A 25,990-nucleotide genomic window follows, 5' to 3' on the forward strand; every position below is an offset into this window, starting at 1 on the left:
CCGTGTGGCGCGCGTGACGGGTCGGTCGCCGATCGGGTAGAATCTCCGGCTATTTTTCGGCGGGCAGCCTGCCTGCGGCTTTATTCGAGTGTTGATCCGTGAGTGATCTGAGTCATATCCGCAATTTCTCCATCATCGCCCACATCGATCATGGCAAGTCGACCCTGGCCGACCGCTTCATCCAGATCTGTGGCGGTCTGTCCGACCGCGAGATGGAAGCTCAGGTCCTCGACTCCATGGACCTGGAGCGCGAGCGTGGCATCACCATCAAGGCTCACAGCGTCACCCTGCATTACCCGGCGCAGGACGGTAAGACCTACCAGCTGAACTTCATCGATACCCCCGGTCACGTCGACTTCACCTATGAGGTGAGTCGCTCCCTGGCCGCCTGCGAAGGCGCGATCCTGGTGGTCGACGCCGGTCAGGGCGTCGAGGCCCAGTCCGTTGCCAACTGCTACACCGCCATCGAGCAGGGCCTCGAGGTCATGCCGGTACTGAACAAGATGGACCTGCCCCAGGCCGAGCCGGAGCGGGTCAAGGACGAGATCGAGCACATCATCGGCATCGACGCCACCGACGCGGTGCCCTGCAGTGCCAAGAGCGGCATGGGCGTGATCGATGTGCTGGAGCGTCTGGTCCAGGTTATTCCGCCGCCGGAGGGTGACATCGAGGCGCCGCTGCAGGCGCTGATCATCGATTCCTGGTTCGACAACTACCTGGGGATTGTCTCCCTGGTGCGGGTCAAACATGGCCGGATGAAGAAGGGCGACAAGATCCTGGTCAAGTCCACCGGCAAGACGCACCAGATCGACAGCGTTGGCGTGTTCACCCCGAAGCACACCGAGACCGCCGACCTCAAGGCCGGTGAAGTGGGCTTCGTGATCGCCGGTATCAAGGACATCCACGGTGCCCCGGTGGGCGACACCCTGACCCTGTCCAACACCCCCGACGTGGATGTGCTGCCGGGCTTCAAACGCATCAAACCGCAGGTCTACGCCGGTCTGTTCCCGGTCAGCTCGGATGATTTCGAGGACTTCCGCGAGGCTCTGCAGAAGCTCACCTTGAACGATGCCGCGCTGCAGTACGAGCCGGAGAGTTCCGACGCCCTGGGCTTCGGCTTCCGTATCGGCTTCCTCGGCATGCTGCATATGGAGATCATCCAGGAGCGCCTGGAGCGCGAGTACGACCTGGACCTGATCACCACCGCGCCGACGGTGATCTTCGAAGTCGAGATGAAGAACGGCGAGACGTTGTCCGTCGACAACCCATCCAAGTTGCCCGATCCTGCCGGCATTCTCGATATGCGCGAGCCGATCGTGCGCGCCAATATCCTGGTGCCGCAGGAGCATCTGGGTAACGTCATCACCCTGTGCATCGAGAAGCGTGGCGTGCAGCGCGACCTGCAGTTCCTCAGCAGCCAGGTACAGGTTTCCTATGACCTGCCGATGAACGAGGTGGTGCTCGATTTCTTCGATCGCCTGAAGTCGGTGAGCCGCGGCTACGCCTCGCTGGACTACAGCTTCGACCGCTTCCAGTCGGCCAACCTGGTGCGCCTGGATGTGATGATCAACGGCGAGAAGGTCGACGCCCTGGCGCTGATCGTGCACCGCGACCGTGCCCACCAGAAGGGCCGGGTGCTGACCGAAAAGATGAAAGAACTGATCCCGCGGCAGATGTTCGATGTGGCGATCCAGGCGGCCATCGGTGGCCAGATTATCGCCCGGACCACGGTTAAGGCGCTGCGCAAGAACGTATTGGCCAAGTGCTACGGCGGTGACGTCAGCCGTAAGAAAAAACTGCTGGAGAAGCAGAAGGCCGGTAAGAAACGGATGAAACAGGTAGGCAGCGTGGAAATCCCGCAGGAAGCCTTCCTCGCCGTACTCAAAGTGGATAGCTAAGACCTATGTCGTTCAACTTCCCGCTGATTCTGGTTATTGCCGTTGCGGTTTGCGGCGCCTTGGCTCTGATCGACTTGCTGCTCTTGGCGCCACGCCGTCGGGTGGCAATCGCGGCCTACGAAGGCCAGGTCGGTCAGCCGGACGAACTGGTGCTGCAGCGCCTGAAGAAGGAGCCGCTGCTGGTCGAGTACGGCAAATCCTTCTTCCCGGTGCTGGCCATTGTTCTGGTGCTGCGCTCCTTCCTGTTGGAACCCTTCCAGATTCCGTCGGGCTCGATGAAGCCGACTCTGGAAGTGGGTGACTTCATCCTGGTCAACAAGTTTGCCTATGGCATCCGCCTGCCCGTGGTCGATACCAAGGTGGTCGAGGTGGGTGATCCGCAACGTGGCGACGTGATGGTGTTTCGCTATCCGAGCAACCCCAGCATCAACTACATCAAGCGTGTAGTAGGGCTGCCGGGGGATCGCATCGCCTATACCCAGGACAAGCGCCTGTTGGTCAATGGCCAGTCGGTTGCCGAGGAGCTGCTGGGTGAGGAGCCGCGCTCCCTGGGGCGCACCTTGGTCTATCGCGAGAAGCTGGGTGAAGCCGAGCATCTGATCCGCAAGCAGCTGCATCGCAATGTACGCCCGGGTGACGAGTGGGTGGTGCCGCAAGGACACTACTTCATGATGGGCGACAACCGGGATGACTCCAACGACAGCCGCTACTGGAATGATGGTGCGATTCCCAAGGAGCTGTGGGGCATGGTTCCCGACCGCAATATTGTCGGCAAGGCTTTCGCCGTATGGCTGAGCTGGCCTGATCCCAAGCTGCGCAGCCTGCCGAACTTCTCCCGGGTCGGTCTGATCCGCTGACGCTCCGAAATTGCGAGGCGCTGTTCAATCGTGCGGCGCCTGCTTATATATAGTCATCGCCTTACAACAACACCGAAAATTGGAATCGACCATGACATTTGCGCGTTCGCAGAAAGGCATGTCCATGCTGGGCTGGGTAGTAGTACTGACAATCGTGGCATTCCTGGCCAGTACGGCGTTCAAAGTAGGGCCTCACTATATGGACTATTGGTCGTTGGAGAAGTCCATCAAGTCTGTCGAGACTGATCGTGCCTTGGGTATTAGCACGGTGTCGGATTTCTACGGTCATGTGGACAAGATGATGACCGTGAACGGTATCCGCGATCTCAATCTGGATGAAGCGCTGGACATCAAGATGGAAGGCAATGAGTTCTTGGTGCATTTGAAGTATGAAAAGCGTGAGCCGCTGATCGAGAACCTCGACCTTGTTGCCAAGTTCGACAAAGAATTCCGAATCCGCGTCCAGTGAGTTATTCCCTTCCTCGCCTCGAGCGTCAGCTCGGCCACACCTTCCAGAACCAGGAGCTGATGCTCCTGGCGCTGACTCACCGCAGCTTCGCCGGGCGCAACAACGAACGTCTGGAGTTCCTCGGCGATGCCATCCTCAACTTCGTCGCTGGCGAAGCGCTATTTGAACGCTTTCCCCAGGCCCGAGAAGGCCAGCTTTCGCGTCTGCGTGCGCGTTTGGTTAAAGGCGAGACCCTGGCCATACTTGCGCGTGGCTTCGAGTTGGGTGAATACCTGCGTCTGGGCTCCGGAGAGCTGAAGAGTGGTGGTTTCCGCCGCGAGTCGATTCTCGCCGATGCCCTCGAGGCGCTGATCGGTGCCATTTATCTGGACGCCGGCATGGATGTGGCTCGTGAGCGGGTGCTGGCCTGGCTGACCAATGAGCTGGACAGTCTTACTCTGGTGGATACCAACAAGGATCCCAAGACTCGCCTGCAGGAGTTCCTTCAGTCGCGCGCCGCTGAGCTGCCGCGCTACGAGGTGGTGGATATCCAGGGCGAGCCCCATTGCCGTACCTTTTTCGTGCAGTGCGAAGTGGCGCTGCTGACCGACAAGACCCAGGGGCATGGCGCCAGTCGGCGCATTGCCGAGCAGGTCGCCGCCGCCGCCGCGCTGGTGGCGCTGGGCGTGGAGAATAGCCATGACTGATGCACCCGTGACCCGTTGTGGCTACGTCGCCATCGTCGGCCGACCCAATGTGGGCAAATCGACGCTGCTTAACCATATCCTCGGGCAGAAGCTGGCGATCACCTCGCGCAAGCCACAGACCACCCGCCACAACATGCTCGGGATCAAGACCGAGGGTGAGGTGCAGGCTGTCTACGTCGATACCCCGGGCCTGCACAAGCACAACGACAAGGCGCTCAACCGCTACATGAACCGCAGTGCATCCACGGCCCTCAAGGACGTGGATGTGGTGGTGTTCGTGGTCGATCGCACCCGCTGGACCGACGAGGACCAGATGGTGCTGGAGAAGGTCCAGTACGTGAAATGCCCGATCCTGCTGGCGGTGAACAAGGCCGACCGGCTGGACGACAAGAGCGAGCTGCTGCCACACCTGGAGTGGCTTGCCACCCAGTTGCCGCAGGCCGAAGTGGTGCCGATTTCCGCCCTGCACGGGCAGAATCTCGACACCCTGGAACGCCTGGTGGCGGAGAATCTGCCGGAGTCCGAGCACTTCTTCCCGGAAGACCAGATCACCGACCGTTCCAGTCGCTTCCTCGCTGCTGAGCTGATCCGCGAGAAGATCATGCGCCAGCTCGGTGCCGAGCTGCCGTACCAGATCACCGTGGAGATCGAGGAGTTCAAGCAGGAGGGGCGCGTGCTGCACATCCACGGTCTGATCCTGGTGGAGCGCGACGGCCAGAAGAAGATCATCATCGGCGACAAGGGCGAGCGCATCAAACGCATCGGCCAGGATGCGCGCAAGGACATGGAGGTGCTGTTCGACTCCAAGGTCATGCTCAATCTCTGGGTCAAGGTGAAGGGTGGCTGGTCCGACGACGAGCGGGCCCTGCGTTCGCTGGGCTACACCGACTTCTGATCCATGCTCGCCAGCGCGCAGCCGGCCTTCGTCCTGCACAGTCGGCCTTACAAGGAAACCAGCGCCTTGGTCGATTTCTTCACTCCCGAAGGGCGGTTGCGCGCGGTACTGCGAGGCGCCCGTGGCAAGGCCGGCAGCCTGGCGCGGCCGTTTGCACCGCTGGAGCTGGAGTTGCGCGGGCGGGGTGAGTTGAAGAACGTCGGCCGCCTCGAAGCCAGCGGCATCGCGCACTGGTTGCAGGGGCAGACGCTCTACAGCGGCATGTACCTCAACGAGCTCCTCCTGCGCCTGCTACCCGCCGAAGATCCACATCCAGCTCTGTTCGAGCATTACGCCCTGACGCTCCAGGCCCTGGCTGCCAACCCGCCGCTGGAGCCGCTGCTGCGCGCCTTTGAGTGGCGTCTGCTGGACGAGCTGGGCTATGGTTTCGCCCTGGATATCGATATTGCCGGCCAGCCGATTGCCGCCGATGGCCTCTACCGCCTGCGGCCGGATGCCGGTCTGGAGGCGGTGGCCCAGCTGCAACCCGGCCTGTTTCAGGGCGCCGATCTGCTGGCCATGGCCGACGCCGACTGGTCCTCACCTGGCGCCCTGGCTGCGGCCAAGCGCCTGATGCGCCAGGCCCTCGCTCCTCATCTGGGCGGTCGACCGCTGGTCAGCCGCGAACTCTTCATGAATCTCAAGGAACCCGCTCGTGACTGAAGCCAATCGCATCCTCCTCGGCGTCAATATCGACCATGTCGCCACCCTGCGCCAGGCCCGCGGCACCCGCTATCCGGACCCGGTCAAGGCCGCGCTGGATGCCGAAGAAGCTGGCGCCGACGGCATCACCGTGCACCTGCGTGAGGATCGTCGGCATATCCAGGAACGCGATGTACGCCTGCTCAAGGATGTGCTGCAGACGCGCATGAATTTCGAGATGGGCGTCACCGAGTTCATGCTCGGCTTCGCCGAGAGCATTCGCCCCGAGCACGTCTGCCTGGTGCCGGAAACCCGTCAGGAACTGACCACCGAAGGTGGCCTGGATGTCGCCGGTCAGGAGGAGCGAATCAAGGCCGCCGTACAGCGTCTGGCCAAGCTGGGCTGCGAGGTGTCGCTGTTCATCGATGCCGAGGAGCGGCAGATCGAGGCGGCTCGCCGCATCGGTGCGCCAGCCATCGAGTTGCACACCGGCCGTTATGCGGACGCCCATACCCCGGAAGAGGCCGCCCGGGAACTGGCGCGCATCCGTGACGGCGTGGCCTGCGGCCTGGCCCATGGGCTGATCGTCAATGCCGGCCATGGTCTGCACTATCACAACGTCGAGCCGGTGGCGGCGATTGCTGGCGTGCACGAGCTGAATATCGGCCACGCCATCGTCGCGCATGCCTTGTTTGTCGGCTTCAAGGGCGCAGTGGCTGAGATGAAGCAGCTGATCCTGGCCGCGTCCGTTCGCGGCTGATCACTCTGCGTTCAGCGCGTGCTGGCGGTGGGTGCGCAAGATCCGCGCGTATTTGCCGTTCTCCTGGAGCAGGCGCAGGCCCTTGTCGAATTCTTCGATCAGCTGCTGGGCTCCCGGCCGGTTGCGCGGCACCAGGAAGTGCAGGGTGTTGCTGCCGACCACCCCCTGCGACTCGCTGAAGCGTTCGGCGGCCAGCCCGGAGCGATGAATGGCGCGCTCGCCGAGCAGGCTGTCGGCGACGAAGAAGTCATCGCGGCCGAGTTCGATCAGGCGTGCGCAGGCGGTGAGATCCTGCGGTTCGTGGCGTTGCAGCGTGCCTGCCGCCAGCAGCGGTGCGAGACGGGGAGGGGGCTGCCAGCCCAGCGGCAGGCACATGCGCTTGCCCGCCAGCTGTTGCAGGTCTGGCTCCAGCGGTTGCCCCGCTCTGCTGAACAGTCGCTGGGTGGTTTCGTAGAGCACTGCAGAAAACAGATAGTCCGCCTGGCGCTCCGTCGTCGGCAGATAGGGGTAGGTGGCATCGAACTGGCCCTTGAGCGTCGCCTGATAGCCACGCTTCCAGGGCAGCCAGGTCAGGCTGGTCTGGTGTCCCGCCTGCTGGAGGGCCTGCTGCACCAGTTCGGTGAGCATGCCGCCATTGGGCAGGTTCTGCCCGGTGAAGGGGGCATATTCGTCGCCGGTCACCAGTCTGATCGAGGCGGCGTTGGCCAGGCTGCCGAACAGCAGACCGGTGGCCAGCGGCAGAAGCAGGCGGATCATCATGGGCGCGCAGGGGCCTTGGGTCATGCGCGGCCGGGGTGGCCGCCCACCTATTCTAGCCCAGCATGAGGTGGCGGGCCGCAGCGGCCCGCCTGCCAGATCTCACATCATGCGGCGGAACTGGTGCCAGCGGTGCTGCAGGCCCACCGCCCAGCCCGGGCTGGCCGGGCCGGTGCCGGCGAGTTCCAGGCCAGGGTGGTGCGCCACCACCTGGCTGAGTATCGGCTCCTGGGCTGGACTGACATCGACGAAGAACAGGTGCTTGCCTTCGTGCAGGCGGTCGGCGAAGCGGCGGAACGCGCTGTTGGGCTGCTGCATGCCGAACAGGCTGCCTTCCCAGATGCTGAAGCCGAGCAATACCACGGCGAGGAAGACGAACGGAATCCAGCCCGCCGGGGTCGAGGCCCAGTCGTTCAGCCAGGCCAGCAGCAGTACCAGTACGGCCAGGGCGATGCCGATCAGGCTGCCAATCGAGCCGGAGTGGACGACATCCTGTTTGAGGATCGATGGCACCTCGTTCAAGTGCTGGTGCTGTTCCACTGCCGCGTCCTGCTCGCTCAGCACATGGATCTGCTCGGTATTGATGCCGCGAGCCTCCAGCTCGCCTTCCAGGTTCTCCAGATCGTCCAGGTTGTCACTGATGTAGTAGTGCCGGTTCATGGCATACCTCCCACCTTCTGCTTGGCGGTCCCCCGGCCGGCCGGTGCTCAGGTCGACGTTGACCTGGTTACATTTTAGTCAGTGGCTGGGAGTGAGGTTGACCGTCGGGCGGTCGATGATGGTGCGGTCGCGACCGCTGCTCTTGGCCTGATACAGGCATTGATCGGCGCGCTGCAGCCAGTGGCTCCAGGGCTCGTCGTCGCGCAGCAGGGCGCCGCCGATGGACATGGTGACCGGTCCGCCGGGCCCGCGCAGGTTGTCGCGGACCGTCGCCAGCAGGTTCTCTGCTGCCGATTCGAGGCCCTCCGCATCGGTGTCCGGGAGCAGCAGGAGGAATTCCTCGCCGCCGAAGCGGAACAGTCGATCCTCCTGGCGCGAGCAGGCCTTGATCAGCTTCACGTAGTCGATCAGCACCTGATCGCCGGCCTGGTGACCATAGAGGTCATTGATCTGCTTGAAGTGGTCCAGGTCCATGGCCAGCGCGCCGTAGCTGCGGCCGTGGCGGCGCTTGCTGGACACGGCGATCTTCAGTTCCTCGTTCATTGCTCGGCGGTTGCGCGCGCCGGTCAGCGGATCCTGGATGGCCAGCAACTGCAACTGCTCGCGCTGGATGCGGGTGCGGTAGGCGAAGATGAAGGTCAGCACTCCGGCCATGGCGTTGGTGACCAGGAAGGAGATCATCTGGTAGTGGCTTTCGAACACGCTGCCGGGCACCCACAGCGCGTGGCCTACCAGGCCTGCCAGCACCAGCAGGGTGGCGGCGATGGCCTTGCCGGGCGAGACCATGAAGAAGTTGAAGAGGATCAGCGGGTAGATCCAGAACAGGCCGTTGACGCCGAGGTTGATGGCGATCAGCGTGGAGCCCACGGAAAACACGCCGGCCAGGTACAGGCCGGGCTTCTCCGTGTCACCGGTGCGCCAGGCATAGACCACGGCGGACAGGGTGGAGAGCACGATCACGGCATCGGCGATGCCGACCAGGAGATTGCCGTGCAGCAGGCGATAGACCGCATAGGGTGAAATGCCGAGCACGCCGATGATGCCCATCAGGGTGATGATGGACAGCTGGAAGTCGTTACGCAGTCGCTTGAACATCAGCGCGGCTCTCTGGCTCATGGCCCATTTCATTGTTATGGACCAAGGATGCAGGGCTTTGCTCGTATCGGCAAGGAACTGTTAGGCAAAGTGCCAGTATCGTTGCGCTTACCGAATTGCCGCGAAAATTACTTCTTGCCGAGGCTGATCTGGCGGCTGGGGGCCCAGGATTGTCCGCTCACGCCCTTGGCGATCTGCTGGATCTCGCCGCCGGATTTGAGGAAGGCGGCGACTTGGGCTTCGAGGGATTCGCTGGTTTCCGAAGCCGGCTGAGGCTTGGGCTGCTGGGTGGACTTCTTGACTCGCATGGTTCCCCCTCGAGGAATGATTGGCTACGCGGGGCGCAGCGAAGTAGCAGGGATAAAAAAACCGGCCCGAAGGCCGGTTCTTTGGACGTCGTACAGATCAGATGACCTGGACTTCGTCAGCTTGCATGCCTTTCTGGCCCTGGACGGCGATGAAGGAAACCTTCTGGCCTTCCTGCAGGCTCTTGAAGCCGGTGCTCTGGATCGAACGGTAGTGAACGAACAGATCAGCACCGCTTTCCGGAGTGATGAAGCCGAAGCCTTTCTCGTCGTTGAACCACTTGACGGTGCCGGTTTGACGTGCGGACATGGAAAATCTCCTTGAACAAAGTTAACACGGCGCTGGAACAGCCCAGGCCATGACTGAGTGCAAAGAGTAAAGAAACCGAGGGGGGTTGGACCGAGATCTAAACCGGTCGATTTGCGGTGACACATGCAGCACAGTCCCGCCACCTTACAGGCACTGCGCTGATTTACCTAATCATTTCTGCCTTTTCCGGTAAACGGTGCCGGGCAACGACGCAGATCAGCGGCGCCGACGAAGGGGTTGCTCCAGCCCATCACGCAGGCGATACGCTGGTTGCGCTGGCGTTCCCAGGCTTCGACCGGATAGTTCCTGCTCCAGGCCTCGAACAGGCGGCGTTCCTGGCGCGACAGCTGCAGGCCATAGCGCTGGCTCATGTAGAAGTAGGTGCGGGCGATCATGCCGCGCACCTTGGGGCGCGGCATTGCCTTGCGCGCCTGGAAGTCCACCACCATTGGGCAGGCGCCATACTGGCTCGGCTGCTGCGGCAGCCAGGCGAAGGGCAGGTTGCTGCGATCACCGTTGAGTTCGCCGATGCTCGGCACCAGGTTGAACAGGTCAGCCTCGGCGCGGCGGAAGGTCTCGTCGCTGCGCGCGCAGTGCTTGCGTCCGCCCTGCTGCCAGCAGCGCCGCTGGTGACCGATGACCCAGGCCGGCACCAGGTGCTCCCACTCGATACGGGCGGCGCGTTGCGGATTCTTGCGTGGCTGGTAGCCGCAGCTCTTCAGGTTCACCCGATTGCCGCTGTAGCGACAGCCGCAATAGAACTCCACCGACTGCTGGGCGTACAGCTGCCAGGCGATCTTCTTGGCCTCGCTGAAGGTGCGTGGTGGCGCGGCAATTGCGGGCAGGGCGAGACAGCAGGCGAGCAACAGCAGGGCAAAGCGCGTGGGCATGAATGCGGCATCCCGGAAAAAGCGCCGCATCATACCGATCGGGAAGTGCCTGCCAATCGTGGCACGGCGCTGGCCAAGGCTACTCGCCGGGAGCCTTGGGGCGTAGCATCGAGGCTATCGATCGACGAGGAGCAACCTCATGCGAACCATTCTGTTGCTGCTGGCCGCCACACTCAGTGGCGCGGCGCTGGGCGCCGAGCCGGTGCGCCGCGAGATTCCCATCGAGTACGTCAGCCCCGGTGCCTCCGGCAGCGTCAGCTCTTCCAGTCGCAGCCAGAGCTACGACGTTTATGGAGGCCATGCGGTACCCAGCCAGGGCTATGGCCGTCAGGTGCAGATCATCCAGGGCGGCTCCAGCGTGCGCCAGAACGGTGGCATTCGGCAGAGCACCGAGTACCCCGGTGGCATCGAGGTGCAGCGGTATCCCGGGCAGAACAGCTACGAAGTACAGCGCAGCCGCTGACGACTGCTTAACAGTTCGCGCGCTTCGGGCTGACAGTCTCGGTTCGGCGCAGCATCATGCACGGCAGTGCAGATTCAGAAGGTAGCCAGCAGTCATGTCGATGCAGTCCCTGGGGTTCGCGGCGCAGAGCGTCTCGGGTCGGGTTCGAGGGCATAACGAAGACGCCGTGCTCTGCCTCCCCGAGCTTGGTCTGTGGGCAGTAGCCGATGGCATGGGTGGCCACGAGTGCGGCGAAGTGGCCAGCGCCATGGCCCTGGACACCCTGCGCCAGGCCATTTCGGCAGGCGGCGACCTGGAGGCGGCGATCCACGCGGCCAACCAGGCGATCCTCGATGCGGTGCAGGAAGACGGTGGCCGGCGCATGGGCAGTACGGTGGTCGCCGCGCGCTTCTTCGACAGCGAGTTTGAGGTGGCCTGGATCGGCGACAGCCGCGCCTACCGCATCAGCCTGGACGGCATTGCCCGTCTGACCCGTGACCACAGCTGGGTGCAGGCGATGATCGACGCCGGCGAGCTGAGCGTCGAGGAGGCCCGTCAGCATCCACGCCGCAACATCGTCACCCAGTGCCTGGGGCAGAGCGAACAGGCCCTCGAAGTCGGCCGCGTGCAGGGCAGCCTGGCGCCCGGCGAACTGCTGCTGCTGTGCAGCGACGGCCTGACCGGCGAGCTGAACGATGAGCAGATCCAGGAGGTCTGTGCTGGGGCGGCGACCCTCGATGATCTGGTCGAACAGCTGATAGGGCTGGCCAATCAGCTGGGCGGCAAGGACAATATCTCCTGCATCGTGCTGGGGCGCAGCATGGCCGAATCGACCGAGATCGACGCCAAGCCCCGCAACTTCCTCAGCCGTTGGCTCCATTCCCGCAAGCATTGAATGATCGACGCACATCCATGAGCACCACTCTGCTTGAAATCCCCGGCTACCGGGTGCACGGCCAGTTGGGCAAAGGCGGCATGGCCGAAGTCTTCCTGGCTACCCAGGAGTCGCTGAGCCGCAAGGTGGCGATCAAGGTCCTGCGCAGCGCCGAGGACGAGGCCTTCAGCAAGCGCTTCATCCAGGAAGCGCACATAGTCGCCTCGCTCAACCATCCGTCGATCATCACCATCCATGACATCGACCGCCTGGCCGATGGTCGCTACTACCTGGCCATGGAGTTTCTCCCCGGCGGTGACCTGGCGCGGCACAAGGGCGAACTTTTCGCTCCCGAGCGCGCGCTGCAGATCATCCGCGAGATCGCCAGCGGCCTGGCGGTGGTGCACGACAAGGGCCTGGTGCACCGCGACGTGAAACCGGCCAACGTGCTGTTTCGCAGCAACGGCACGGCGGTGCTCACCGACTTCGGCGTGGCCAAGGACCTGGACATCGACAGCGAGCTGACCCAATTCGGCGTTGCCGTCGGCAGCCCGGCCTACAGCAGCCCCGAACAGGCCCAGTGCCAGCCGCTGGACGCGCGCAGCGACATCTACAGCCTGGGCGTGATCCTCCTGGAGCTGCTCACCGGCAGCAATCCCTATCGCGGCGGCAATTACACCCAGACCGTGGTCAACCACGTGCAGATGGAGCCGCCGCCGCTGCCCGACAGCCTCGGTGCCTTCCGTGGTCTGCTGGCGCGCATGCTGGCCAAGAAGCCGGACGAGCGCTTCGCCGATTGCCGCGCCCTGCTCGCCGCACTGGACGAGATGGAGCTGAGCGACCTGGAAGAGACCCAGTTGCGCCCGGCCCAGCCGGTCAGCGAGCCGGTTGCCGTGGAGGCGCCAGCGCCGCGCCAGCGTCGCTCGGCCATGCCTCTGCTGATAACGCTGAGCGTGCTGGTGCTGATCGGCACCCTGACCTCGGCCGGCCTGTACATCAAGGAGCAGCGGCAGATCGACGCGCTGCTGGCCGAGGCCGAGCAGCGCTTCGCCGCCGGTCAGTTGATTGAGCCGGCGCAGGACAGCGCCGAGCACTACTTCAACCAGGTGCTGGCGCTCGATGACGACAGCGACGAGGCCCTGGCCGGCCTGCAGCGCATCCGCGAGGCGCGGATCAAGGTGTTCACTGATCTCGCTGAACAGCGCCTGGCCGATGGCCTGCTGACCGAGCCGGCCGAGGACAGCGCCGACTACTACTACCGCCAGGCCCTGGCCATCGACCCGCAGCATGCCGCCACGCTGGCCGGCCTGCAGCGCGTGCTGGACGCGCGCATCGCCCGCTACCTGCAGCTGGCCGAGCAGAGCATCGCCGACAAGCGCCTGCTGCTGCCCGAGGAGGACAGCGCGGTGTATTACTACCGGCAGATCCTCGGCTGGGCCCCGGACAACGCCGACGCCCTGGCCGGACTCAGCCACGTGGCGCAGCTGTACCGCGACCTGGCCAGCGCCGCCTACCGGCGCAGCGATTTCCCCGGCGCGCTGGCGATGATCGATCGCGGCCTGGAAGTGGAGCCGCAGAACGCCGAGCTGCTGCAGATGCGCGGCGAACACGAACAGCTGCTCGGCGAGGCCCGTGCCGCCCGAACACGCGCCGCCGCGGCCCAGGCCGAGCGCGAGCGCAACAGCAACCCGATCAAGCGGGCCTGGAACAACATCTTCGGCCAGTAGGACCCAGACATGCTCAAGCTGCACTTCAAAGACAGTCGCCAGGCCCCGGTCTGGCTGGTGGAGGAACGCTTCACCCTGGGCCAGGACCGGCGCAACAACCTGGTCCTGGAGGATGCCGGGATCAACGCCTTCCATGCGGAAATCCGCCAGGACGGCGGCCTCTACTACATCAGCGACTGCGACAGCGAGCTGGGCACCTTCGTCAACGACGAGCGCATCGGCAGCCGCTACCAGCTGCGTTCCGAGGATCGTGTGCGCCTGGGCGAGGTCGAGCTGCTGCTGGTCGACCCGGGCAAGGCCAAGTCCCATGCCGAGGCCAGCCAGCGCTGGTTCCTCCAGGTGATCCAGGGCGAGCACGAGGGCAAGAAATTCCACGTCAGCGGCTCGATGACCTTTGGCCGCTCGGTCAAGTGCGAGCTGTGCTTCAGCGATGCCCAGCTGTCGCGCCGCCACTGCGAGTTCTTCCTGCGCGACGACGTGCTGGAGGTCAAGGACCTGGCCTCGGCCAACGGCGTGCTGATCAACGGCGAGAAGAGCGCCGCCGCCGTGCTCAAACCGGGCGACCAGGTGCGCATGGGCTCGGTGATCCTGCTGGTGATCGGGCCGAAGGTGGATGCCCAGGAGGTGGAGGAGGAGAGCGAGGACGCCACGGTGTTCGTGCGCGCCGTCGACCTGCCCGCGCCCAAGGCCAAGCCCCAGGCGCGACCGGCGAGCAGCGCCGCCCCCACGGCCAACCCGCTGCGCGCCGCCGCACGCGCCCAGGCCGCCCCGGCACCCGCCGTCAAGGCCGGTAGCGGGGCGCTGCGCGTCGCCCTGGTGATCGGCGTGCTGCTGATCGTCGGTGGGCTGGCCGCTGCCGCGCTGCTCTGATGCCCGATCGGTGAGTGCCGCTGGCGCAGCCTGACAGTGTCTGGCGACGCTGGCGGGGTTAGCCTTGGCCGATTCGCCTCACGCATCGGAGTAGCCGTGAAGTCACTCGTTCTGCTGTCCTGCGCCTGCCTGCTGGTCGGCCTGTCCTCCCATGCCCTGGCCTGGTCCAACCACTCGCTGGGCAGCCTGCTGGCCCTGCGTGAGATGCCCGAGCTGCGCCAGGACGTAACGGTGGAGCCGCTGGAGGCCTTCCTCGCCGATCAGGCGCCGGCCATCGAGCGCCTGCTGGACGAGCAGGAACGCTACGCCCGCGAGCATTTCTCCTACTACCCGCCGCGCCCGGACCAGCTGCGCTGGCAGGCGGCCGGTGGCGGCGATCGGCGTACCGCCTTCCTCCAGGCCTTGCGCGTCAATCCGGAGATCAAGCTGGCCAGCTTCATCCAGCAGCTGCCGGGGCAGGATGCCGGCGGCCGGCCGCTGCTGGGCGGCGAGGATGTGCTGGTGTTCCACAAGGTCGGTCCTTGGACCCACTGGCGCTACCTGGGGCTGAAGGATGGCGAGAAGGTCGCGGCCCTGCAGGTGGTGGCCAGTGCCGCCGACGAGCCGGACTACGGTCATGACATCAACCTGTTCAGCGACAACCCCGGCGCCGTCGGCCAGCGCTACAACTTCGGTCCGCAGCCGTTCGGCGATGCGCGCTTCGAGTATTCCTCCCAGGCGCCGTTCCATATCGGCTACTACCACGAGTCGGCGCTGATCTTCGCCGCCGCGCCCTACCTGGGGCAGACCCTGCCGCACTGGCGCGTGTATCAGTACAGTGGCCTGGCGCGCCTGGCCTTTGCCAGTGGTCATCCTTACTGGGGCTATCGCTTCCTCGGCTGGGCCATGCACTACCTGCAGGACCTCACCCAGCCGTACCACGCCAGCGTGCTGCCGGGCGTGGATACCGCCGGCATGGTGCTGATCGCGGCCAAGGCCGAGGCCGGCTACCCCGAGGACCGCGAGGCGGCGATCAAGCGCGTGGCCGACCGCCATACCGCCATCGAGCAATACCAGTTCGACCGCATGCAATCGTTGCTGGAGAGCGGCCAGGCGCAGCATCCGTTGCTCACGGCCTATGCCGAACGCGATGGCGATGCCGACTACCCGGCCTTCGACGTGGACTACGCGGCCCAGGTGGTGGCGGCGGAGTCGCATGAGCGCGCCGGCGAGTTCGATGCGCTGATCGGCGAGTGGCTGGCCCGCGGCGATACCGCCAAGGGCTTCAGCGAGGGCAACCGCCTGCAGGCGGTGGAGCCCGATCCGGCCCTTGAGGCGCTGCTGGTGCAGCTGTTCCGCCACTTCGGTGCGCACAGCCGCAATGCGCTCAGCGCCACTGTGCCCAAGCAGTAAGCCTCAGGGGCGATACCACAGCTCGCGGCGCTGCAGCGGGGTCTGCGGCGGCAGCAGCGGATTGTCCAGCTCGATGATCTGGCGTTGCTCGAGTGCAACGCGGCGCAGGTCGGCGCCGTGGTACTGCTGGAACACCCGTTCGAAGGATCCATCGGCCAGGGCCAGCTCCAGGCCCCGGCGCACGGTTTCCGCCAGCTGCGGAGCGTGCGGCGAGAAGAAGAAATACAGCGCGGTGGGGTAGTGCAGCGCCAGGTGGCTGTCCGCGACCAGCGGGCGTTGCCGGTTGTGCCTCAGCTCGTCCTCCACCTCCAGCACGGCCCGCGGGAAATAGTCGAAACGCCTGGCCTCCAGCATCAGGAACAGGCTCTCGTAGCTGGAGCTGACTTCCACCCGCAGGCCGTGGCCGCGCAGGATGTCGGTATCCGGCCAGTCGTGGCCCTGGCCGGCGCGCAGCCGGCTCAGGTCGTTCAGGGTGCGCACGCCTTGCAGCAGGTTCGGCTGGTCCGCTCGCAGCAGGGCGATGCGCCAGCCGTACAGACCCTTGTCCAGCGGAATGCGCACCGGCAGCAGGCGTCGTTCACGCTCCAGGCTGGTCATGGTCCACACCACGTCCACCGCCTCGCCCTGTTCCAGGCTGAGCAGGGCGCGCTGCTGTTCCATATGGTGCTGCGAGGGGACGATGCGCAGGCTGCTGCCGACCTTGTCCAGGGCCAGCTGCAGTTGCGCCAGCGGATAGGCTGGGCGGAACTCGTCGCCGACTGGCGCACGCGGGTAGCGCAGCACGCCTTCCGCGGCCAGGCAGGGCGCGGCGCTCAGCAGCAGGGCCAGCAGCCAGGTCAGACGCCGCACAGGCATCGATTGCAATCCTTTCAATCGTGGGCGATGCGCGCCGGCGCACCTTACGGTGCGCGCATTATGCCAGCCCGGGTGGTGCGCGCCGACTGCACTGGCTCGTGCGGCCGCTCAGGTGCGGCGGCGCTCGGCGATGATCTCCGGCAGATCGCTGCGGCGCAGGTACACCAGCAGCGGCTCGGAGATGTTCAGGCGCTCGTCGATGCGCTGTTCCAGCAGCAGGCCAAGGCGCTCACGGCTGAGGGTCATCAGCGCGCCCTTGAGCGGCTGCCAGACGAACTCGGCGCAGGGCTGGATGCTCTCTTCGGTCACGTCGAGGCCGAAGGAGTCCTCGCTGAAGCGCACGATGTGCTGCTCGCTCTTGGCGTTGTAGCCGACCAGGCCCTGCAGGGCTTCGGCGGCGGCGCAGATGGTGGACGATGTGATGCTCATGCAAACCTCCTGTGGATGTTGTCGAGGATTGCGCGCAAGGAGCTGTCGTTATTTTTGCCGGCCATCCTAGCCAATGGTCGCGGCGGCGCCTTGCTCTGGATCAAGCCCGGCGCCGACGCCACGGTTACGGCTTCCGGTGCTCGATATCGAGGTGGTAGAAGGTCGCGCGGCCCCCCTCGGCGCTGCTTCCGGAGTTGTCCTGGGCATAGGTGCCGGCCTTGAAGTAAAGAAGCTGTCTGCTCCAGCTGGAGGCGATCTGCCGGTGGTAGGCACCATTGTCCTCGTCGCTGTACACGGCGATGGCCAGGCGGCCGCTAGGGGTGAGGCGCAGGCGATAGGCGAAGCGCTCGTCGAGTGTCACATCGTTCACCAGCATGATGTTCTGCACGTGCTTATCGTCGGGATGCTTGCGCACTAGGGCCTCGACGCTGCCGCTGTTGAGCTCCGGGCGGTAGTGATACTGCAGCTTCACCAGTGGCTCGCCGACATCGCCGGGGCGGTTGATGCTGTGGATCTGGCCGATCACCAGCTTGTTCTTGCTCGGCACCTGGTTGACTGTCAGCTCGGCGCTGAGCAGGTTGTCGGCGTCGCCGTGGTGCCAGTTGCGCAGCTCGCCGTTGGGCCAGGTTTCGCGCAGCTCGCTGCGCGGGTAGCGGGAGTTCTCGGTGGAGGAGCCGGTGACCGGCACCCAGAAGCGCACGCTGCTGTTCTGCGGGCGGAAATATTGGCTGCTGTAGCCCTTTTTGAGGCGTTCGGTGGTGATCACCGTGGCCGATTCGGTGGCGGGAATGGTCAAGTTCCAGGTAGTCAGGTCGAGCATCGGGTCCCCCTTGCAGTAAACGTAACGGTCGGGGTTCCGACCCGTCTACGCCGGGAAGTTCAGCGTTGCGCTTGATTCTGGACGAATGGGTACTGGCGCCTGGCCAGGCCTCTGGAGACATTCGGTTTTCCACGGGGCTGAAACGAAGCACCCGGCGCTGGCCGGGTGCGAGAAGGGTTAGCTGGATGGGGCGTGGCTGCCGAGCAGAGTGGTGCCGGATTTCTTGCTGCGCTTGGCCATGCGTTTTTCCTGGGAGGTCTTGAGAGGCTTTTTCTTCGCCTCTTTGTGTCGATCCAGACCTTTGCTCATGGTGGAGTCCTCCGAAAATGGCGATTCAGTTTGAATGGCATGCTTCGACGGTCATCTCCACCTCCCAGGCTGAGCCAGCCTGATCCGTACACTGCTTAGAGCATAGTCGCGAAGTGCGCGGGTGGTTCGGTCGTGCGTCGCCAGGCTTTGCCGCTGGGCGACAAGGAGGCAGCTGACTGTGTGCGGCGATATGCAGAGGGCTTACGGAGTATTCAGGCGCTGCAGCTCACGGCGCACCATGGCTGCGTATTCGGGCGGGGTGAGGCGGTACAGCTCGGCGGCCACCCAGTCCAGCCAGCGCGTGCCGAGGTTGGTGCGCTCTGCCAGCAGGCGCCGGGCTTCGGCCTCGGCGCGTGCGGCGTGCTGCTGGTGGAACTGGCTGCGGCTCACGCGCGGCGGTTAGCCGGCGAGGCCGACGTAGACGTTCTGCACGTCGTCGTGGTTGTCGAGGGCTTCGAGGAAGGCTTCGACTTCTTCCATCTGCGCGTCGCTCAGGCCACTCACCGGATTCTTCGGGATGTAGCCGATCTTCGCCGAGTTGACGGTGAAGCCATGCTCCGGCAGCGCCTTGCACACGGCGTCGAGGTCGGTCATCTCGGTGATGAACAGGGTGTCGCCTTCATCGGCCGGCTCGAAATCCTGGGCACCGGCTTCGATGGCGGCCAGCTCCGGGTCGGCACCGCTGTCGGTGGAGGCTTCGATCATGCCAACGTGGCTGAAGTCCCAGCTCACCGAGCCGGAAGCGCCCATCTGGCCCTTGCGGAACAGCACGCGGATTTCCGCGACGGTACGGTTCAGGTTGTCGGTCAGGCACTCGACGATCACCGGCACCTGGTGCGGGGCGAAGCCCTCGTAGGTGGTGCGCTCGAAGTTGACGGTCTCACCGAGCAGGCCGGCGCCTTTCTTGATCGCGCGCTCCAGGGTGTCCTTGGGCATCGAGGCTTTCTTGGCCGCGTGGACGGCGACGCGCAGCTTGGCGTTGGTGTCCGGATCGGCGCCGTTACGGGCGGCGACCATGATCTCCTTGACCAGGCGACCGAAGATCTTGCCCCTGGCGTTGGCTGCGGCTTCTTTAGGTTTGGCTTTCCACTGTGCGCCCATGGCGGTGTTCTCGCTGGCTGCGTCTGACGGAGCCCCGCACGTGCGAGGCGAATTGAGGGGGCAGATTCTAGCGGGTTGCCGCGTCTGTTCGCCATCGGGGGAGGTCGACGCCTTTGCCAGGATGCTTGGTGAAAGCGATGGCCAGGTCCAGCAGGGTTGAGGGGCAATGCAAGAAACCCCGTGCACGGCAGGCCGGCACGGGGTTGTTGGCTGATGGATCAGGCGGCGAAGCCGCCGTCGATCAGCAGGTTGGCGCCGGTGATGTAGCCGGCTTCCGGGCCGGCCAGGTAGGCGACGAAGCTGGCAATTTCCTCGACCTGGCCGTAGCGCCCGACGGCCATCAGCGGTTTCAGCGAGGTGGCGAAGTCGGTGTTGTCCGGGTTCATGTCGGTGTCCACCGGGCCGGGCTGCACGTTGTTGACGGTAATGCCGCGCGGGCCGAGGTCGCGGGCCAGGCCCTTGGTCAGGCCGACCAGGGCGGACTTGCTCATGGCGTACACGGCGCCGCCGCCGAAGGGCATACGATCGGCATTGGTGCTGCCGATGCTGATGATGCGCCCGCCGTTGCCCATGTGCCGGGCGGCTTCCTGGCTGGCGATCACCACGCTGCGCACGTTGATGGCGAGAGTGCGGTCGAGGTCGTCGATGCTGAACTCCTCGATGGGCGCGATGGCAAGCACGCCGGCGTTGTTGACCAGGATGTCGAGGCGGCCGAAGGTGCGCACCGCTTCGCCGATGGCGCCGCGGATTTCCTGCTCGCTGGCGCTGTCGGCGCGGATCGCCAGGGCGCGGCCGCCGGCGGCTTCGACTTCGGCGACCAGCGCGTTGGCGCTGGCGGCGGACTGGCTGTAGGTGAAGGCCACGGCGGCGCCGTCGCGAGCCAGGCGTTTGACGATGGCGGCGCCGATGCCGCGGGAACCGCCCTGGATGAAGGCGACTTTGTCTTGCAGGTTGAGAGTCTGGCTCATGGTGTATGTCTCCGAGTGAGGTGGGTTGCTGGAGACGAGTATCTGCCGTCGATTGAATTCTGATTAGTCGGTATTTCTGCGTTTCTTTCGATACAAAAGGTTTATAGTCGCAGCATGGATACGCTCAATTGCATCGAATGTTTCATCCGCAGCGCGGAGGCCGGCAGCTTTGCCGAGGCCGCGCGGCGCCTGGGTCTGACGCCGGCAGCGGTGGGCAAGAACGTGGCGCGCCTGGAGGCGGAGCTGAAGGTGCGGCTGTTCCAGCGCAGCACCCGCAGCCTGTCGCTGACCGAGGCCGGCGAGCGCTTCCTGAGCGAGTCGGCAGGCGGGTTGAACGACCTGAAGGCGGCCATGGCCAATCTGGCCAGCCGCCAGGGCCAGCCTGCCGGGGTATTGAAGGTGAGCATGGGCAACGCGTTCGGTCGCTACTACGTGATGCCGCTGCTGCCAGAGTTCCTCGCCCGCTATCCCGGCGTGCAGCCGGATTTCCACTTCGACAACCGCCCGGTGGACCTGATTGCCGAAGGTTTCGACGCGGCCATCGGCGGCGGCTTCGAGCAGGCGCCTGGCGTGGTGGCGCGCGAGCTGGCGCCGGCGCATCGGGTGCTGCTGGCTTCGCCGGCCTACCTGGCCGAACGCGGCCAGCCGCGCGAACCGGACGAGCTGGCGGAACACGACGGAATTCTGATCCGCGCTGCGCAGACCGGTCGCATCCGCTCCATGCTGCTGCGCAATCGCGAGAGCCAGCAGGCTGGCATCGAGCTGCGTCCACGGCTGGTCATGGGCGACCCGGAGGCGGCCTGTCAGGCCGCGCTCATGCATCTCGGCATCTGCCTGGTAGCCATGCCCCACGCGCTACCGCACCTGCAGGCCGGCACGCTGCAGCGGGTGCTGCCGGACTGGTACGTGGACACCGGCATCATCTCCATCCACTTCGCCGCGCAGAGACTGCTGCCGCACAAGACCCGGGTGTTCATCGATTTCCTGGTCGAGCAGTTCCGCGCCCAGGGGCTGGACCGGCGCTTCTCGGCGCGCTGATCACTCAGGGCCTCGGCCCGCTCGGTTTGACGAACAGCAGGGTCATGCGGTCGGGCTCGCCGATCTTCTCGTACTTGCTGCGCTCCTCCGCGCCGCCCTTGAGGTGGGGCGGCAGGCTCCAGGCGCCGTTGGGGTGGTCGCGGGTGTCGCGGGGATTGGAGTGCATCTGCTCGATGGTGGCGAGGACGAAGCCGGCATCCTTGGCCTTGCCGATCACGTGGTCGGTGGGCAGGTAGCCGCTGCCCTTGGTCTGCTCGAGAGTAGCGTTCTTGGCCGCCCGGTAGGCGGTGATACCGAGTTTGCCGCCGGGTTTGAGCACCTGGTAGATGGCGCCGAACATCGCCTTCTCGCTGCCGGCCTCTGCCCAGTTGTGCAGGTCGTCGAAGCTCACCACCAGGTCGACCGACTCCGGCTCGCCGAGCTTGGGCGCCTGCGGGTCGAATTCGATGATGCGGGCCTTGTCGAAGCGCTTGGCATCCTGCTCGAACTTGTTGCGCAGCGCGCTGGCGGCTTCGCGCTGCTCGGCATCGCCGCTGCTGGGCAACGCCGCACTGTACTGGCCGCGCTCGCGCAGCAGCGGGGCGAGGATCTCGCTGTACCAGCCATCGCCGGGGCCGACTTCGATCAGGGTCTGGGTCGGCGACAGGTCGAAGAAGCGCAGGGTTTCCATCGGTCGGCGATCCGGGTCGCGCAGGCGATGCTCGGGGGAGCGCCAGTCGCCGGCCAGGACGGCGTGGTACTGGTCGTCCTTGATCTGGCCAGTGCTGTCGAGCGGTTCGTCGGCGGCGTACAGCGGGGCGCAGATGGCGAGTAGCAGGGCGGAGAGGCAGGGCAGTCGGCGAGTCATGGAAGAGTCCTCGGCAAGGTACTTCCTAACTTGCGACCGGCGAAGCGGGCGGAACGCTCAACCAGTTTTCGCCGCGGCTGTGCCAAGCTGCTGCATCAGGCCATGTGCAAGGAGCCAACATGCCCGCTTCGTTACGTCTGTTACCCCTGTGCCTGCTGGCCTGCGTCGCTCAGGCCGAGCCCGAGCCCGAGGATGTACCGCTGTATCGCGAGATCAAGGACTGGGTGGTGGCCTGCGACAACCGGCGCAGCTGCCAGGCCCTCAGCGCCGGCCAGACCAGCGACTACAGCGCGCTGCGGCTGGTGCTGCAGCGTGACGCCGGCGCGGCGGGCCAGCCGCGGCTGCGCCTGGTGTATGCCGGCCAGACCCAGTACTTCCCGCTGCTGGCGGACGAGCGGCTGCTGCCCGATGCGCTGACCAACGCCCTGCAGCTGGTACCGGCCGAGAACGAGCTGATCCTGGAAGCCCAGGGCGAGGCGGCGCGGGGCCTGCTGGGCGAGCTGCGCAACGCCGGTCGGCTGCGCATGGCGGTGGATGGCGACGAGGAGGTGACGGTGTCGCTGAGTGGCCTGTCCGCCGCGCTGCTGCTGATGGACTCGGTGCAGGGCCGCCTGGACACCCGCGGCGCACTCTATCGCCCTGGCGCCCGCGCGGACTCCGAGGTGCCGCCGCCACCGCCGGTAGCGAAGCTACCGGCCTATCCCGTAACCGCACCGATGCCGGCAGCCGAGGCCGAGCGCATCGTGCAGGCGGTATTGCAGGCGACCCGTGATCCGCAGCAGGAAGAGGAAATGGGCGAGGCTCCCGTGGGCGAGGCCTTCGCCTTGAGCCCGAGCGAGGCGCTGGTGCTGGTGCGCAGCTGGTGTGCGGCCTACAACTGCGAGTACTCGCTGTACCGGCTGCAGCGCAAGCCGCCCTACGAGGAAGTGGAGTTGCGCCTGGATGCGCTGCCGCTGCAGGGCAGCGAGCCGACCGGCTGGGTCGACTACGACCCGCAGACGGGGATCCTGCAATACCGGGTGAAGGCGCGGGGCGTAGGGGATTGCGGCGAGGCCGGCAGCTGGCGCTTCGATGGCGAGCGCTTCCGGGTGCAGTCCTACCAGCTGATGTCGCGCTGTGCGTCGGGCAACCCGGGAGAGTGGCCGACGTTGTGGAGGGTGGCGGAGGACTAGCCTCCGCCGGATGCATCAGTCCTGACGGGCAGTGACTTCCACCAAGTGGTAGCCGAACTGGGTCTTGACCGGGCCCTGGACTTCGCCGACCGGGGCGCTGAACACCACCTGGTCGAACTCGCGCACCATCTGGCCGGGGCCGAAGGTACCGAGATTGCCGCCGTCGCGGCTGGACGGGCAGGTGGAGTTGTCCTTGGCCACCTGGGCGAAGTCGGCGCCGCCCTGGATGGCGGCTTTCAGTTCATTGCACTTGGCTTCGCTGGAAACCAGGATGTGACGGGCAGTGGCGCGAGCCATGGGAATTACCTCCAGTTGAAGAGGCGCAGAGCCTAACGCAAACGGCCCGTCCATGGCACGCCCGGCGCCGGGCGGTGCCGGGTTGTCGACGACCTCAGGCCATGCCCGGGCCGGGTTGCGCTTCCTCCACCGCCAGGTCGAAGAACGGATCGAGCTCGACCATCGGGCTGGCGGCGACCCGCTCCAGGTGGCAGGGGCGGGCGGGATGCGGGCGAGGCGCGGCGAGCGGATCGTCGAGCAGCGCGCGTACCGCTTCCAGCACTTCCTCTCCGGCCACCGTCTCCTCCTCCAGCAGGCGCTGGGTGATGTGCTCCAGTGCCGGGCGCAGGCGTTGCAGCAGGGCCAGGCAATCGCGGTCCAGGTCCTGCAGCAGCTGGTCGGCGGCTGCCAACGCTTCGCGCGGGTCGCTGTCCAGGTGCGCCTCGCGTACCGCCTGCAGGCTCAGCAGCGAGCCGTTCGGGCCCATACCGAGGGCGGCGACCATGGACAGGGCCAGCTTGCTGGCCTCGTGCAGGTCCTGGCCGGCGCCGGAGGATATCTCGGCGAAGTGCAGGCGCTCGGCGCCACGGCCGGCCAGCAGCATCTGGATGCGTGCACGCAGCTCGGATTCCAAGTGCAGGCGCTTGTCCTCCACCGGGGTGACCAGGGTCACGCCCAGGGCCTGGCCGCGCGGCAGGATGGTGACCTTTTCCACCCGCCCGCAGTTGAGTGCGGCGGCGACGATGGCGTGGCCGGCCTCGTGCACGGCGATGCGCGTGCGCTCGGCCTCCGACAGGGCGCTGACACCCAGCGGCTGCTCGCCGATGCGGCAGGTTTCCAGGGCCTCCACGCAGTGGCGCATGCTCACCTGGGCGGAGCGCCCACGGGCGGCCAGCAGGGCGGCGTGGTTGACGATGTAGGCGATGGCCGCCGGGGTCAGGCCGACGCTGTTGCGCGCCAGCAGGGCATGGTCGATGTCGCCGGCGGCCTTGACCTTGCCGACGTACAGGCGGAACAGCTGCTCGCGATCGGCCAGGCTGGGCAGGCCCACGGCGATGTTGCGGTCGAAGCGCCCCTCGCGCAGCAGGGCCGGGTCCAGCGAGTTGGGGAAGTTGGTGGCGCCGAGCACCAGCACGCCGCTGTCGGCGGCGAAGCCGTCCATCTCGGTGAGGAACTGGTTGACGATGCGGTTGGCCTCGGCGTCGCTGGCACGGCTCTGCTCGCCGCGGCGGCCGATGCCGTCGATCTCGTCGATGAACACGATGCACGGCGCATGTTTGCGCGCGGTGCGGAACAGCGTCTTGACCTTGTGGATGCCGACGCCGAAGTACATCGACGAGAAGTCGCTGCCGGTGACCTGGATGAAGTGCGCGCCGCACTCGCCGGCCAGGGCCTTGGCCAGCTGGGTCTTGCCGGTGCCGGGCTCGCCGGTCAGCAGCACGCCCTTGGGCGGCCGCGCGCCGAGGGCGGCGAAGGCGGCCGGGTCGCGCAGGTAGCTGGTGACGTCCTGCAGGGCCTGCTTGGCCTCGCTGGCGCCGATCACGTCGGCGAAGCGGATGCCGGTGTTGTGCTTCAGCGCCTGCTGCGGGCGCAGCTTCCACACGCCGAACCCGGCGCCGAGCAACAGCAGCAGGAGGAACGGCCACTGGCTCTGCAGCTCGCGGTACCAGGGCGCCTCGCCGTCGGTATCGAACAGGCTGATGGGGAACAGCGCGGCGCCGCTGCCGTAGTCGCGCAGGATCATCTCGCCGATGCGTCCGGACTGGTCGGCCAGCCAGTAGCGCCGGCCGTCATGGGTGGAGACGTACACCGCCTCGTCGCTCAGGGCGGCGCTGGCGATGCGCCCGCCGCGCATGTCGCCGACCAGGGTGGAGAGGTCGCGGCGGTTGGCGGTCCAGGGCGCGGTGGAACGCTGCAGCTCGACCAGCATGACGGCCGAGACATCGCCGGCAGGCGGCGTGGTCGGGCGAATCGACTGCCAGTAGCCGACGGCGACCATGGCGAGCAGGGCGACACAGAGCGAAACACCACCGAGCAGGCGGCGGTGGCGGTGGATAAATCGTTTGGTCATGGCGATCCCGGAGTGCAGTCATACAGCGCCCACGAGTGGGCAATCCAGGCGGCATCGAGCTCCGCTCGCGAGAGGCCGCTGCAATAGCAGCGATTCGGCACGCGAGCGGATTATCGGCATCGGCCACGGCGGTTTAAGCGATCAGGGACGAGCGGATATACCGCCGGTCGATCTAGCGAAGCGGCAGCGCGGCAAGCGCAGCGGCGCTACAGCGGCCCCGGTTCGGGGATGGGAGCGGGCAGCGGGGCGACTTCCTCGAGGTTTTCCAGCACTTCCTCCGACAGTTCCTCGGTGCTGGCGTCTGGCTCGGCTGCTGGTTCCGGGGTGGCTTCGTCGTCGGCCATGGCATGGGCTCGTTGAGTGGGCTACCTGGGATTGGGGTTCGCTGGCGCTGGTAAGTTCCTACGGCGTAGGGGCGCGAGAGGCCATTAATGAGTAGCCGAGATCTGGATTCGATGCAGTCAAGATGACAGCTTGCAGTCATCTTGACTGCGAATGCCTGCGTGTCATTCGAACACATATATTTTCAACTATATG

Annotated in this window: 31 protein-coding genes; 14 read left to right on the top strand and 17 right to left on the bottom strand. The window is 65.7% G+C overall.

What is annotated here, in order from left to right; all coding sequences use genetic code 11:
* Positions 1–98 precede the first annotated feature (98 nt).
* The 7 genes from lepA to pdxJ all read left to right on the top strand — a co-directional run bounded on the left by lepA (position 99) and on the right by pdxJ (position 6,246).
* Positions 99–1,898 carry a translation elongation factor 4 gene (gene lepA, locus OH686_RS19550; RefSeq protein ID WP_137971495.1) on the top strand — a complete coding sequence of 600 codons (1,800 nt, stop codon included), beginning with the start codon at positions 99–101 and terminating at the stop codon, positions 1,896–1,898.
* A gap of 5 nt (positions 1,899–1,903) precedes the next feature.
* The gene (gene lepB / locus OH686_RS19555; protein ID WP_289534608.1) at positions 1,904–2,755 is read left to right on the top strand and encodes a signal peptidase I; all 852 of its coding nucleotides are present in this window, start codon (positions 1,904–1,906) and stop codon (positions 2,753–2,755) included.
* A 91-nt stretch (positions 2,756–2,846) separates the two neighbouring features.
* Positions 2,847–3,224: a DUF4845 domain-containing protein gene (locus OH686_RS19560; protein WP_289534609.1), complete on the top strand. Its 378-nt coding sequence runs from the start codon at positions 2,847–2,849 to the stop codon at positions 3,222–3,224.
* Positions 3,221–3,910 carry a ribonuclease III gene (rnc, locus tag OH686_RS19565; protein WP_137971498.1) on the top strand — a complete coding sequence of 230 codons (690 nt, stop codon included), beginning with the start codon at positions 3,221–3,223 and terminating at the stop codon, positions 3,908–3,910. The genes OH686_RS19560 and rnc overlap by 4 nt, the downstream gene beginning before the upstream one ends.
* Positions 3,903–4,805 (top strand): GTPase Era, encoded by a 903-nt coding sequence (era, locus tag OH686_RS19570; RefSeq protein ID WP_289534611.1) that lies wholly within the window; start codon positions 3,903–3,905, stop codon positions 4,803–4,805. The genes rnc and era overlap by 8 nt, the downstream gene beginning before the upstream one ends.
* Before the next feature lie 3 nt (positions 4,806–4,808).
* The gene (gene recO / locus OH686_RS19575; RefSeq protein ID WP_289534612.1) at positions 4,809–5,507 is read left to right on the top strand and encodes a DNA repair protein RecO; all 699 of its coding nucleotides are present in this window, start codon (positions 4,809–4,811) and stop codon (positions 5,505–5,507) included.
* Positions 5,500–6,246, top strand: a complete 747-nt coding sequence (gene pdxJ, locus OH686_RS19580; RefSeq protein WP_289534614.1) for a pyridoxine 5'-phosphate synthase — start codon at positions 5,500–5,502, stop codon at positions 6,244–6,246. The genes recO and pdxJ overlap by 8 nt, the downstream gene beginning before the upstream one ends.
* Here the strand turns inward: pdxJ and OH686_RS19585 are convergent, their stop codons facing one another.
* From OH686_RS19585 to OH686_RS19610, 6 genes are all read right to left on the bottom strand, one after another.
* Entirely contained in the window at positions 6,247–7,029 is a 783-nt protein-coding gene (locus tag OH686_RS19585; protein WP_289534615.1) for a substrate-binding periplasmic protein, read from the bottom strand.
* Positions 7,030–7,104: 75 nt separating this feature from the next.
* Positions 7,105–7,662 (bottom strand): magnesium transporter, encoded by a 558-nt coding sequence (locus OH686_RS19590; RefSeq protein WP_289534616.1) that lies wholly within the window; start codon positions 7,660–7,662, stop codon positions 7,105–7,107.
* Between the two features lie 78 nt (positions 7,663–7,740).
* Positions 7,741–8,778 carry a GGDEF domain-containing protein gene (locus tag OH686_RS19595; RefSeq protein WP_289534618.1) on the bottom strand — a complete coding sequence of 346 codons (1,038 nt, stop codon included), beginning with the start codon at positions 8,776–8,778 and terminating at the stop codon, positions 7,741–7,743.
* A gap of 107 nt (positions 8,779–8,885) precedes the next feature.
* Entirely contained in the window at positions 8,886–9,065 is a 180-nt protein-coding gene (locus OH686_RS19600; protein ID WP_137971504.1) for a PFL_1563 family small protein, read from the bottom strand.
* Positions 9,066–9,162: 97 nt separating this feature from the next.
* Positions 9,163–9,372: a cold-shock protein gene (locus OH686_RS19605; RefSeq protein ID WP_068825417.1), complete on the bottom strand. Its 210-nt coding sequence runs from the start codon at positions 9,370–9,372 to the stop codon at positions 9,163–9,165.
* A gap of 167 nt (positions 9,373–9,539) precedes the next feature.
* Positions 9,540–10,262 (bottom strand): endonuclease, encoded by a 723-nt coding sequence (locus OH686_RS19610; RefSeq protein WP_289534622.1) that lies wholly within the window; start codon positions 10,260–10,262, stop codon positions 9,540–9,542.
* Positions 10,263–10,401: 139 nt separating this feature from the next.
* On the opposite strand from OH686_RS19610, the gene OH686_RS19615 reads away from it, so the two are divergent.
* The 5 genes from OH686_RS19615 to OH686_RS19635 all read left to right on the top strand — a co-directional run bounded on the left by OH686_RS19615 (position 10,402) and on the right by OH686_RS19635 (position 15,567).
* Positions 10,402–10,725 (top strand): hypothetical protein, encoded by a 324-nt coding sequence (locus OH686_RS19615; protein WP_289534624.1) that lies wholly within the window; start codon positions 10,402–10,404, stop codon positions 10,723–10,725.
* 94 nt (positions 10,726–10,819) lie between these two features.
* Complete coding sequence (locus OH686_RS19620; RefSeq protein WP_289534626.1) at positions 10,820–11,599, top strand: PP2C family protein-serine/threonine phosphatase; 780 nt, start codon at positions 10,820–10,822, stop codon at positions 11,597–11,599.
* Between the two features lie 17 nt (positions 11,600–11,616).
* Positions 11,617–13,305 (top strand): serine/threonine-protein kinase, encoded by a 1,689-nt coding sequence (locus tag OH686_RS19625; protein ID WP_289534627.1) that lies wholly within the window; start codon positions 11,617–11,619, stop codon positions 13,303–13,305.
* 9 nt (positions 13,306–13,314) lie between these two features.
* The gene (locus OH686_RS19630; protein WP_289534628.1) at positions 13,315–14,175 is read left to right on the top strand and encodes an FHA domain-containing protein; all 861 of its coding nucleotides are present in this window, start codon (positions 13,315–13,317) and stop codon (positions 14,173–14,175) included.
* Between the two features lie 96 nt (positions 14,176–14,271).
* Positions 14,272–15,567, top strand: a complete 1,296-nt coding sequence (locus tag OH686_RS19635; protein WP_289534630.1) for a phospholipase C/P1 nuclease family protein — start codon at positions 14,272–14,274, stop codon at positions 15,565–15,567.
* A gap of 3 nt (positions 15,568–15,570) precedes the next feature.
* On the opposite strand, the gene OH686_RS19640 is transcribed toward OH686_RS19635, so the two are convergent.
* The 7 genes from OH686_RS19640 to OH686_RS19670 form a co-directional block, all read right to left on the bottom strand.
* On the bottom strand, positions 15,571–16,422 hold the full coding sequence (locus tag OH686_RS19640) for a transporter substrate-binding domain-containing protein (RefSeq protein ID WP_289534632.1): 852 nt from the start codon (positions 16,420–16,422) through the stop codon (positions 15,571–15,573).
* A 108-nt stretch (positions 16,423–16,530) separates the two neighbouring features.
* Positions 16,531–16,851, bottom strand: a complete 321-nt coding sequence (locus OH686_RS19645) for a DUF2025 family protein (protein ID WP_137971512.1) — start codon at positions 16,849–16,851, stop codon at positions 16,531–16,533.
* A gap of 124 nt (positions 16,852–16,975) precedes the next feature.
* Complete coding sequence (locus OH686_RS19650; RefSeq protein ID WP_289534634.1) at positions 16,976–17,671, bottom strand: polysaccharide lyase family 7 protein; 696 nt, start codon at positions 17,669–17,671, stop codon at positions 16,976–16,978.
* A 177-nt stretch (positions 17,672–17,848) separates the two neighbouring features.
* Positions 17,849–17,980 (bottom strand): hypothetical protein, encoded by a 132-nt coding sequence (locus tag OH686_RS19655; RefSeq protein WP_256662109.1) that lies wholly within the window; start codon positions 17,978–17,980, stop codon positions 17,849–17,851.
* 201 nt (positions 17,981–18,181) lie between these two features.
* Complete coding sequence (locus OH686_RS19660; protein ID WP_289534647.1) at positions 18,182–18,370, bottom strand: hypothetical protein; 189 nt, start codon at positions 18,368–18,370, stop codon at positions 18,182–18,184.
* A gap of 9 nt (positions 18,371–18,379) precedes the next feature.
* Positions 18,380–19,081 (bottom strand): YebC/PmpR family DNA-binding transcriptional regulator, encoded by a 702-nt coding sequence (locus tag OH686_RS19665; protein ID WP_289534648.1) that lies wholly within the window; start codon positions 19,079–19,081, stop codon positions 18,380–18,382.
* A gap of 218 nt (positions 19,082–19,299) precedes the next feature.
* Entirely contained in the window at positions 19,300–20,049 is a 750-nt protein-coding gene (locus tag OH686_RS19670) for a 3-oxoacyl-ACP reductase family protein (RefSeq protein WP_289534650.1), read from the bottom strand.
* Between the two features lie 114 nt (positions 20,050–20,163).
* On the opposite strand from OH686_RS19670, the gene OH686_RS19675 reads away from it, so the two are divergent.
* A complete protein-coding gene (locus tag OH686_RS19675; RefSeq protein WP_289534651.1) occupies positions 20,164–21,087 on the top strand; it encodes a LysR family transcriptional regulator in 924 nt (307 codons plus the stop codon).
* Positions 21,088–21,091: 4 nt separating this feature from the next.
* On the opposite strand, the gene OH686_RS19680 is transcribed toward OH686_RS19675, so the two are convergent.
* Complete coding sequence (locus OH686_RS19680) at positions 21,092–21,934, bottom strand: class I SAM-dependent methyltransferase (protein WP_289534652.1); 843 nt, start codon at positions 21,932–21,934, stop codon at positions 21,092–21,094.
* A 119-nt stretch (positions 21,935–22,053) separates the two neighbouring features.
* Here OH686_RS19680 and OH686_RS19685 point away from each other — a divergent pair, with 119 nt between their 5' ends.
* On the top strand, positions 22,054–23,106 hold the full coding sequence (locus tag OH686_RS19685; protein ID WP_289534654.1) for a DUF1176 domain-containing protein: 1,053 nt from the start codon (positions 22,054–22,056) through the stop codon (positions 23,104–23,106).
* 15 nt (positions 23,107–23,121) lie between these two features.
* Here the strand turns inward: OH686_RS19685 and OH686_RS19690 are convergent, their stop codons facing one another.
* The 3 genes from OH686_RS19690 to OH686_RS19700 form a co-directional block, all read right to left on the bottom strand.
* Positions 23,122–23,403: a peptidylprolyl isomerase gene (locus OH686_RS19690; RefSeq protein WP_137971520.1), complete on the bottom strand. Its 282-nt coding sequence runs from the start codon at positions 23,401–23,403 to the stop codon at positions 23,122–23,124.
* Between the two features lie 94 nt (positions 23,404–23,497).
* Positions 23,498–25,453 carry an AAA family ATPase gene (locus OH686_RS19695; protein WP_289534657.1) on the bottom strand — a complete coding sequence of 652 codons (1,956 nt, stop codon included), beginning with the start codon at positions 25,451–25,453 and terminating at the stop codon, positions 23,498–23,500.
* 206 nt (positions 25,454–25,659) lie between these two features.
* Positions 25,660–25,797, bottom strand: a complete 138-nt coding sequence (locus OH686_RS19700; RefSeq protein WP_289534659.1) for a hypothetical protein — start codon at positions 25,795–25,797, stop codon at positions 25,660–25,662.
* Positions 25,798–25,990 lie beyond the last annotated feature (193 nt).

This window comes from Pseudomonas sp. SO81 (genome assembly GCF_030374125.1).
GTDB lineage: Bacteria > Pseudomonadota > Gammaproteobacteria > Pseudomonadales > Pseudomonadaceae > Aquipseudomonas.

Excerpts from the sequence above, each read along its gene's own strand:
- OH686_RS19665 (WP_289534648.1), bottom strand. The coding sequence starts at position 19,081 with ATGGGCGCACAGTGGAAAGCCAAACCTAAAGAAGCCGCAGCCAACGCC.
- OH686_RS19560 (WP_289534609.1), top strand. The coding sequence starts at position 2,847 with ATGACATTTGCGCGTTCGCAGAAAGGCATGTCCATGCTGGGCTGGGTA.
- OH686_RS19590 (WP_289534616.1), bottom strand. The coding sequence starts at position 7,662 with ATGAACCGGCACTACTACATCAGTGACAACCTGGACGATCTGGAGAAC.
- OH686_RS19625 (WP_289534627.1), top strand. The coding sequence starts at position 11,617 with ATGAGCACCACTCTGCTTGAAATCCCCGGCTACCGGGTGCACGGCCAG.
- OH686_RS19615 (WP_289534624.1), top strand. The coding sequence starts at position 10,402 with ATGCGAACCATTCTGTTGCTGCTGGCCGCCACACTCAGTGGCGCGGCG.
- OH686_RS19650 (WP_289534634.1), bottom strand. The coding sequence starts at position 17,671 with ATGCTCGACCTGACTACCTGGAACTTGACCATTCCCGCCACCGAATCG.
- OH686_RS19655 (WP_256662109.1), bottom strand. The coding sequence starts at position 17,980 with ATGAGCAAAGGTCTGGATCGACACAAAGAGGCGAAGAAAAAGCCTCTC.
- OH686_RS19670 (WP_289534650.1), bottom strand. The coding sequence starts at position 20,049 with ATGAGCCAGACTCTCAACCTGCAAGACAAAGTCGCCTTCATCCAGGGC.
- OH686_RS19620 (WP_289534626.1), top strand. The coding sequence starts at position 10,820 with ATGTCGATGCAGTCCCTGGGGTTCGCGGCGCAGAGCGTCTCGGGTCGG.
- OH686_RS19600 (WP_137971504.1), bottom strand. The coding sequence starts at position 9,065 with ATGCGAGTCAAGAAGTCCACCCAGCAGCCCAAGCCTCAGCCGGCTTCG.
- recO (WP_289534612.1), top strand. The coding sequence starts at position 4,809 with ATGCTCGCCAGCGCGCAGCCGGCCTTCGTCCTGCACAGTCGGCCTTAC.
- OH686_RS19595 (WP_289534618.1), bottom strand. The coding sequence starts at position 8,778 with ATGAGCCAGAGAGCCGCGCTGATGTTCAAGCGACTGCGTAACGACTTC.
- OH686_RS19695 (WP_289534657.1), bottom strand. The coding sequence starts at position 25,453 with ATGACCAAACGATTTATCCACCGCCACCGCCGCCTGCTCGGTGGTGTT.
- OH686_RS19645 (WP_137971512.1), bottom strand. The coding sequence starts at position 16,851 with ATGAGCATCACATCGTCCACCATCTGCGCCGCCGCCGAAGCCCTGCAG.
- OH686_RS19685 (WP_289534654.1), top strand. The coding sequence starts at position 22,054 with ATGCCCGCTTCGTTACGTCTGTTACCCCTGTGCCTGCTGGCCTGCGTC.
- OH686_RS19610 (WP_289534622.1), bottom strand. The coding sequence starts at position 10,262 with ATGCCCACGCGCTTTGCCCTGCTGTTGCTCGCCTGCTGTCTCGCCCTG.
- OH686_RS19640 (WP_289534632.1), bottom strand. The coding sequence starts at position 16,422 with ATGCCTGTGCGGCGTCTGACCTGGCTGCTGGCCCTGCTGCTGAGCGCC.
- OH686_RS19675 (WP_289534651.1), top strand. The coding sequence starts at position 20,164 with ATGGATACGCTCAATTGCATCGAATGTTTCATCCGCAGCGCGGAGGCC.
- OH686_RS19605 (WP_068825417.1), bottom strand. The coding sequence starts at position 9,372 with ATGTCCGCACGTCAAACCGGCACCGTCAAGTGGTTCAACGACGAGAAA.
- OH686_RS19585 (WP_289534615.1), bottom strand. The coding sequence starts at position 7,029 with ATGACCCAAGGCCCCTGCGCGCCCATGATGATCCGCCTGCTTCTGCCG.
- OH686_RS19690 (WP_137971520.1), bottom strand. The coding sequence starts at position 23,403 with ATGGCTCGCGCCACTGCCCGTCACATCCTGGTTTCCAGCGAAGCCAAG.
- OH686_RS19700 (WP_289534659.1), bottom strand. The coding sequence starts at position 25,797 with ATGGCCGACGACGAAGCCACCCCGGAACCAGCAGCCGAGCCAGACGCC.
- era (WP_289534611.1), top strand. The coding sequence starts at position 3,903 with ATGACTGATGCACCCGTGACCCGTTGTGGCTACGTCGCCATCGTCGGC.
- lepB (WP_289534608.1), top strand. The coding sequence starts at position 1,904 with ATGTCGTTCAACTTCCCGCTGATTCTGGTTATTGCCGTTGCGGTTTGC.
- OH686_RS19630 (WP_289534628.1), top strand. The coding sequence starts at position 13,315 with ATGCTCAAGCTGCACTTCAAAGACAGTCGCCAGGCCCCGGTCTGGCTG.
- OH686_RS19680 (WP_289534652.1), bottom strand. The coding sequence starts at position 21,934 with ATGACTCGCCGACTGCCCTGCCTCTCCGCCCTGCTACTCGCCATCTGC.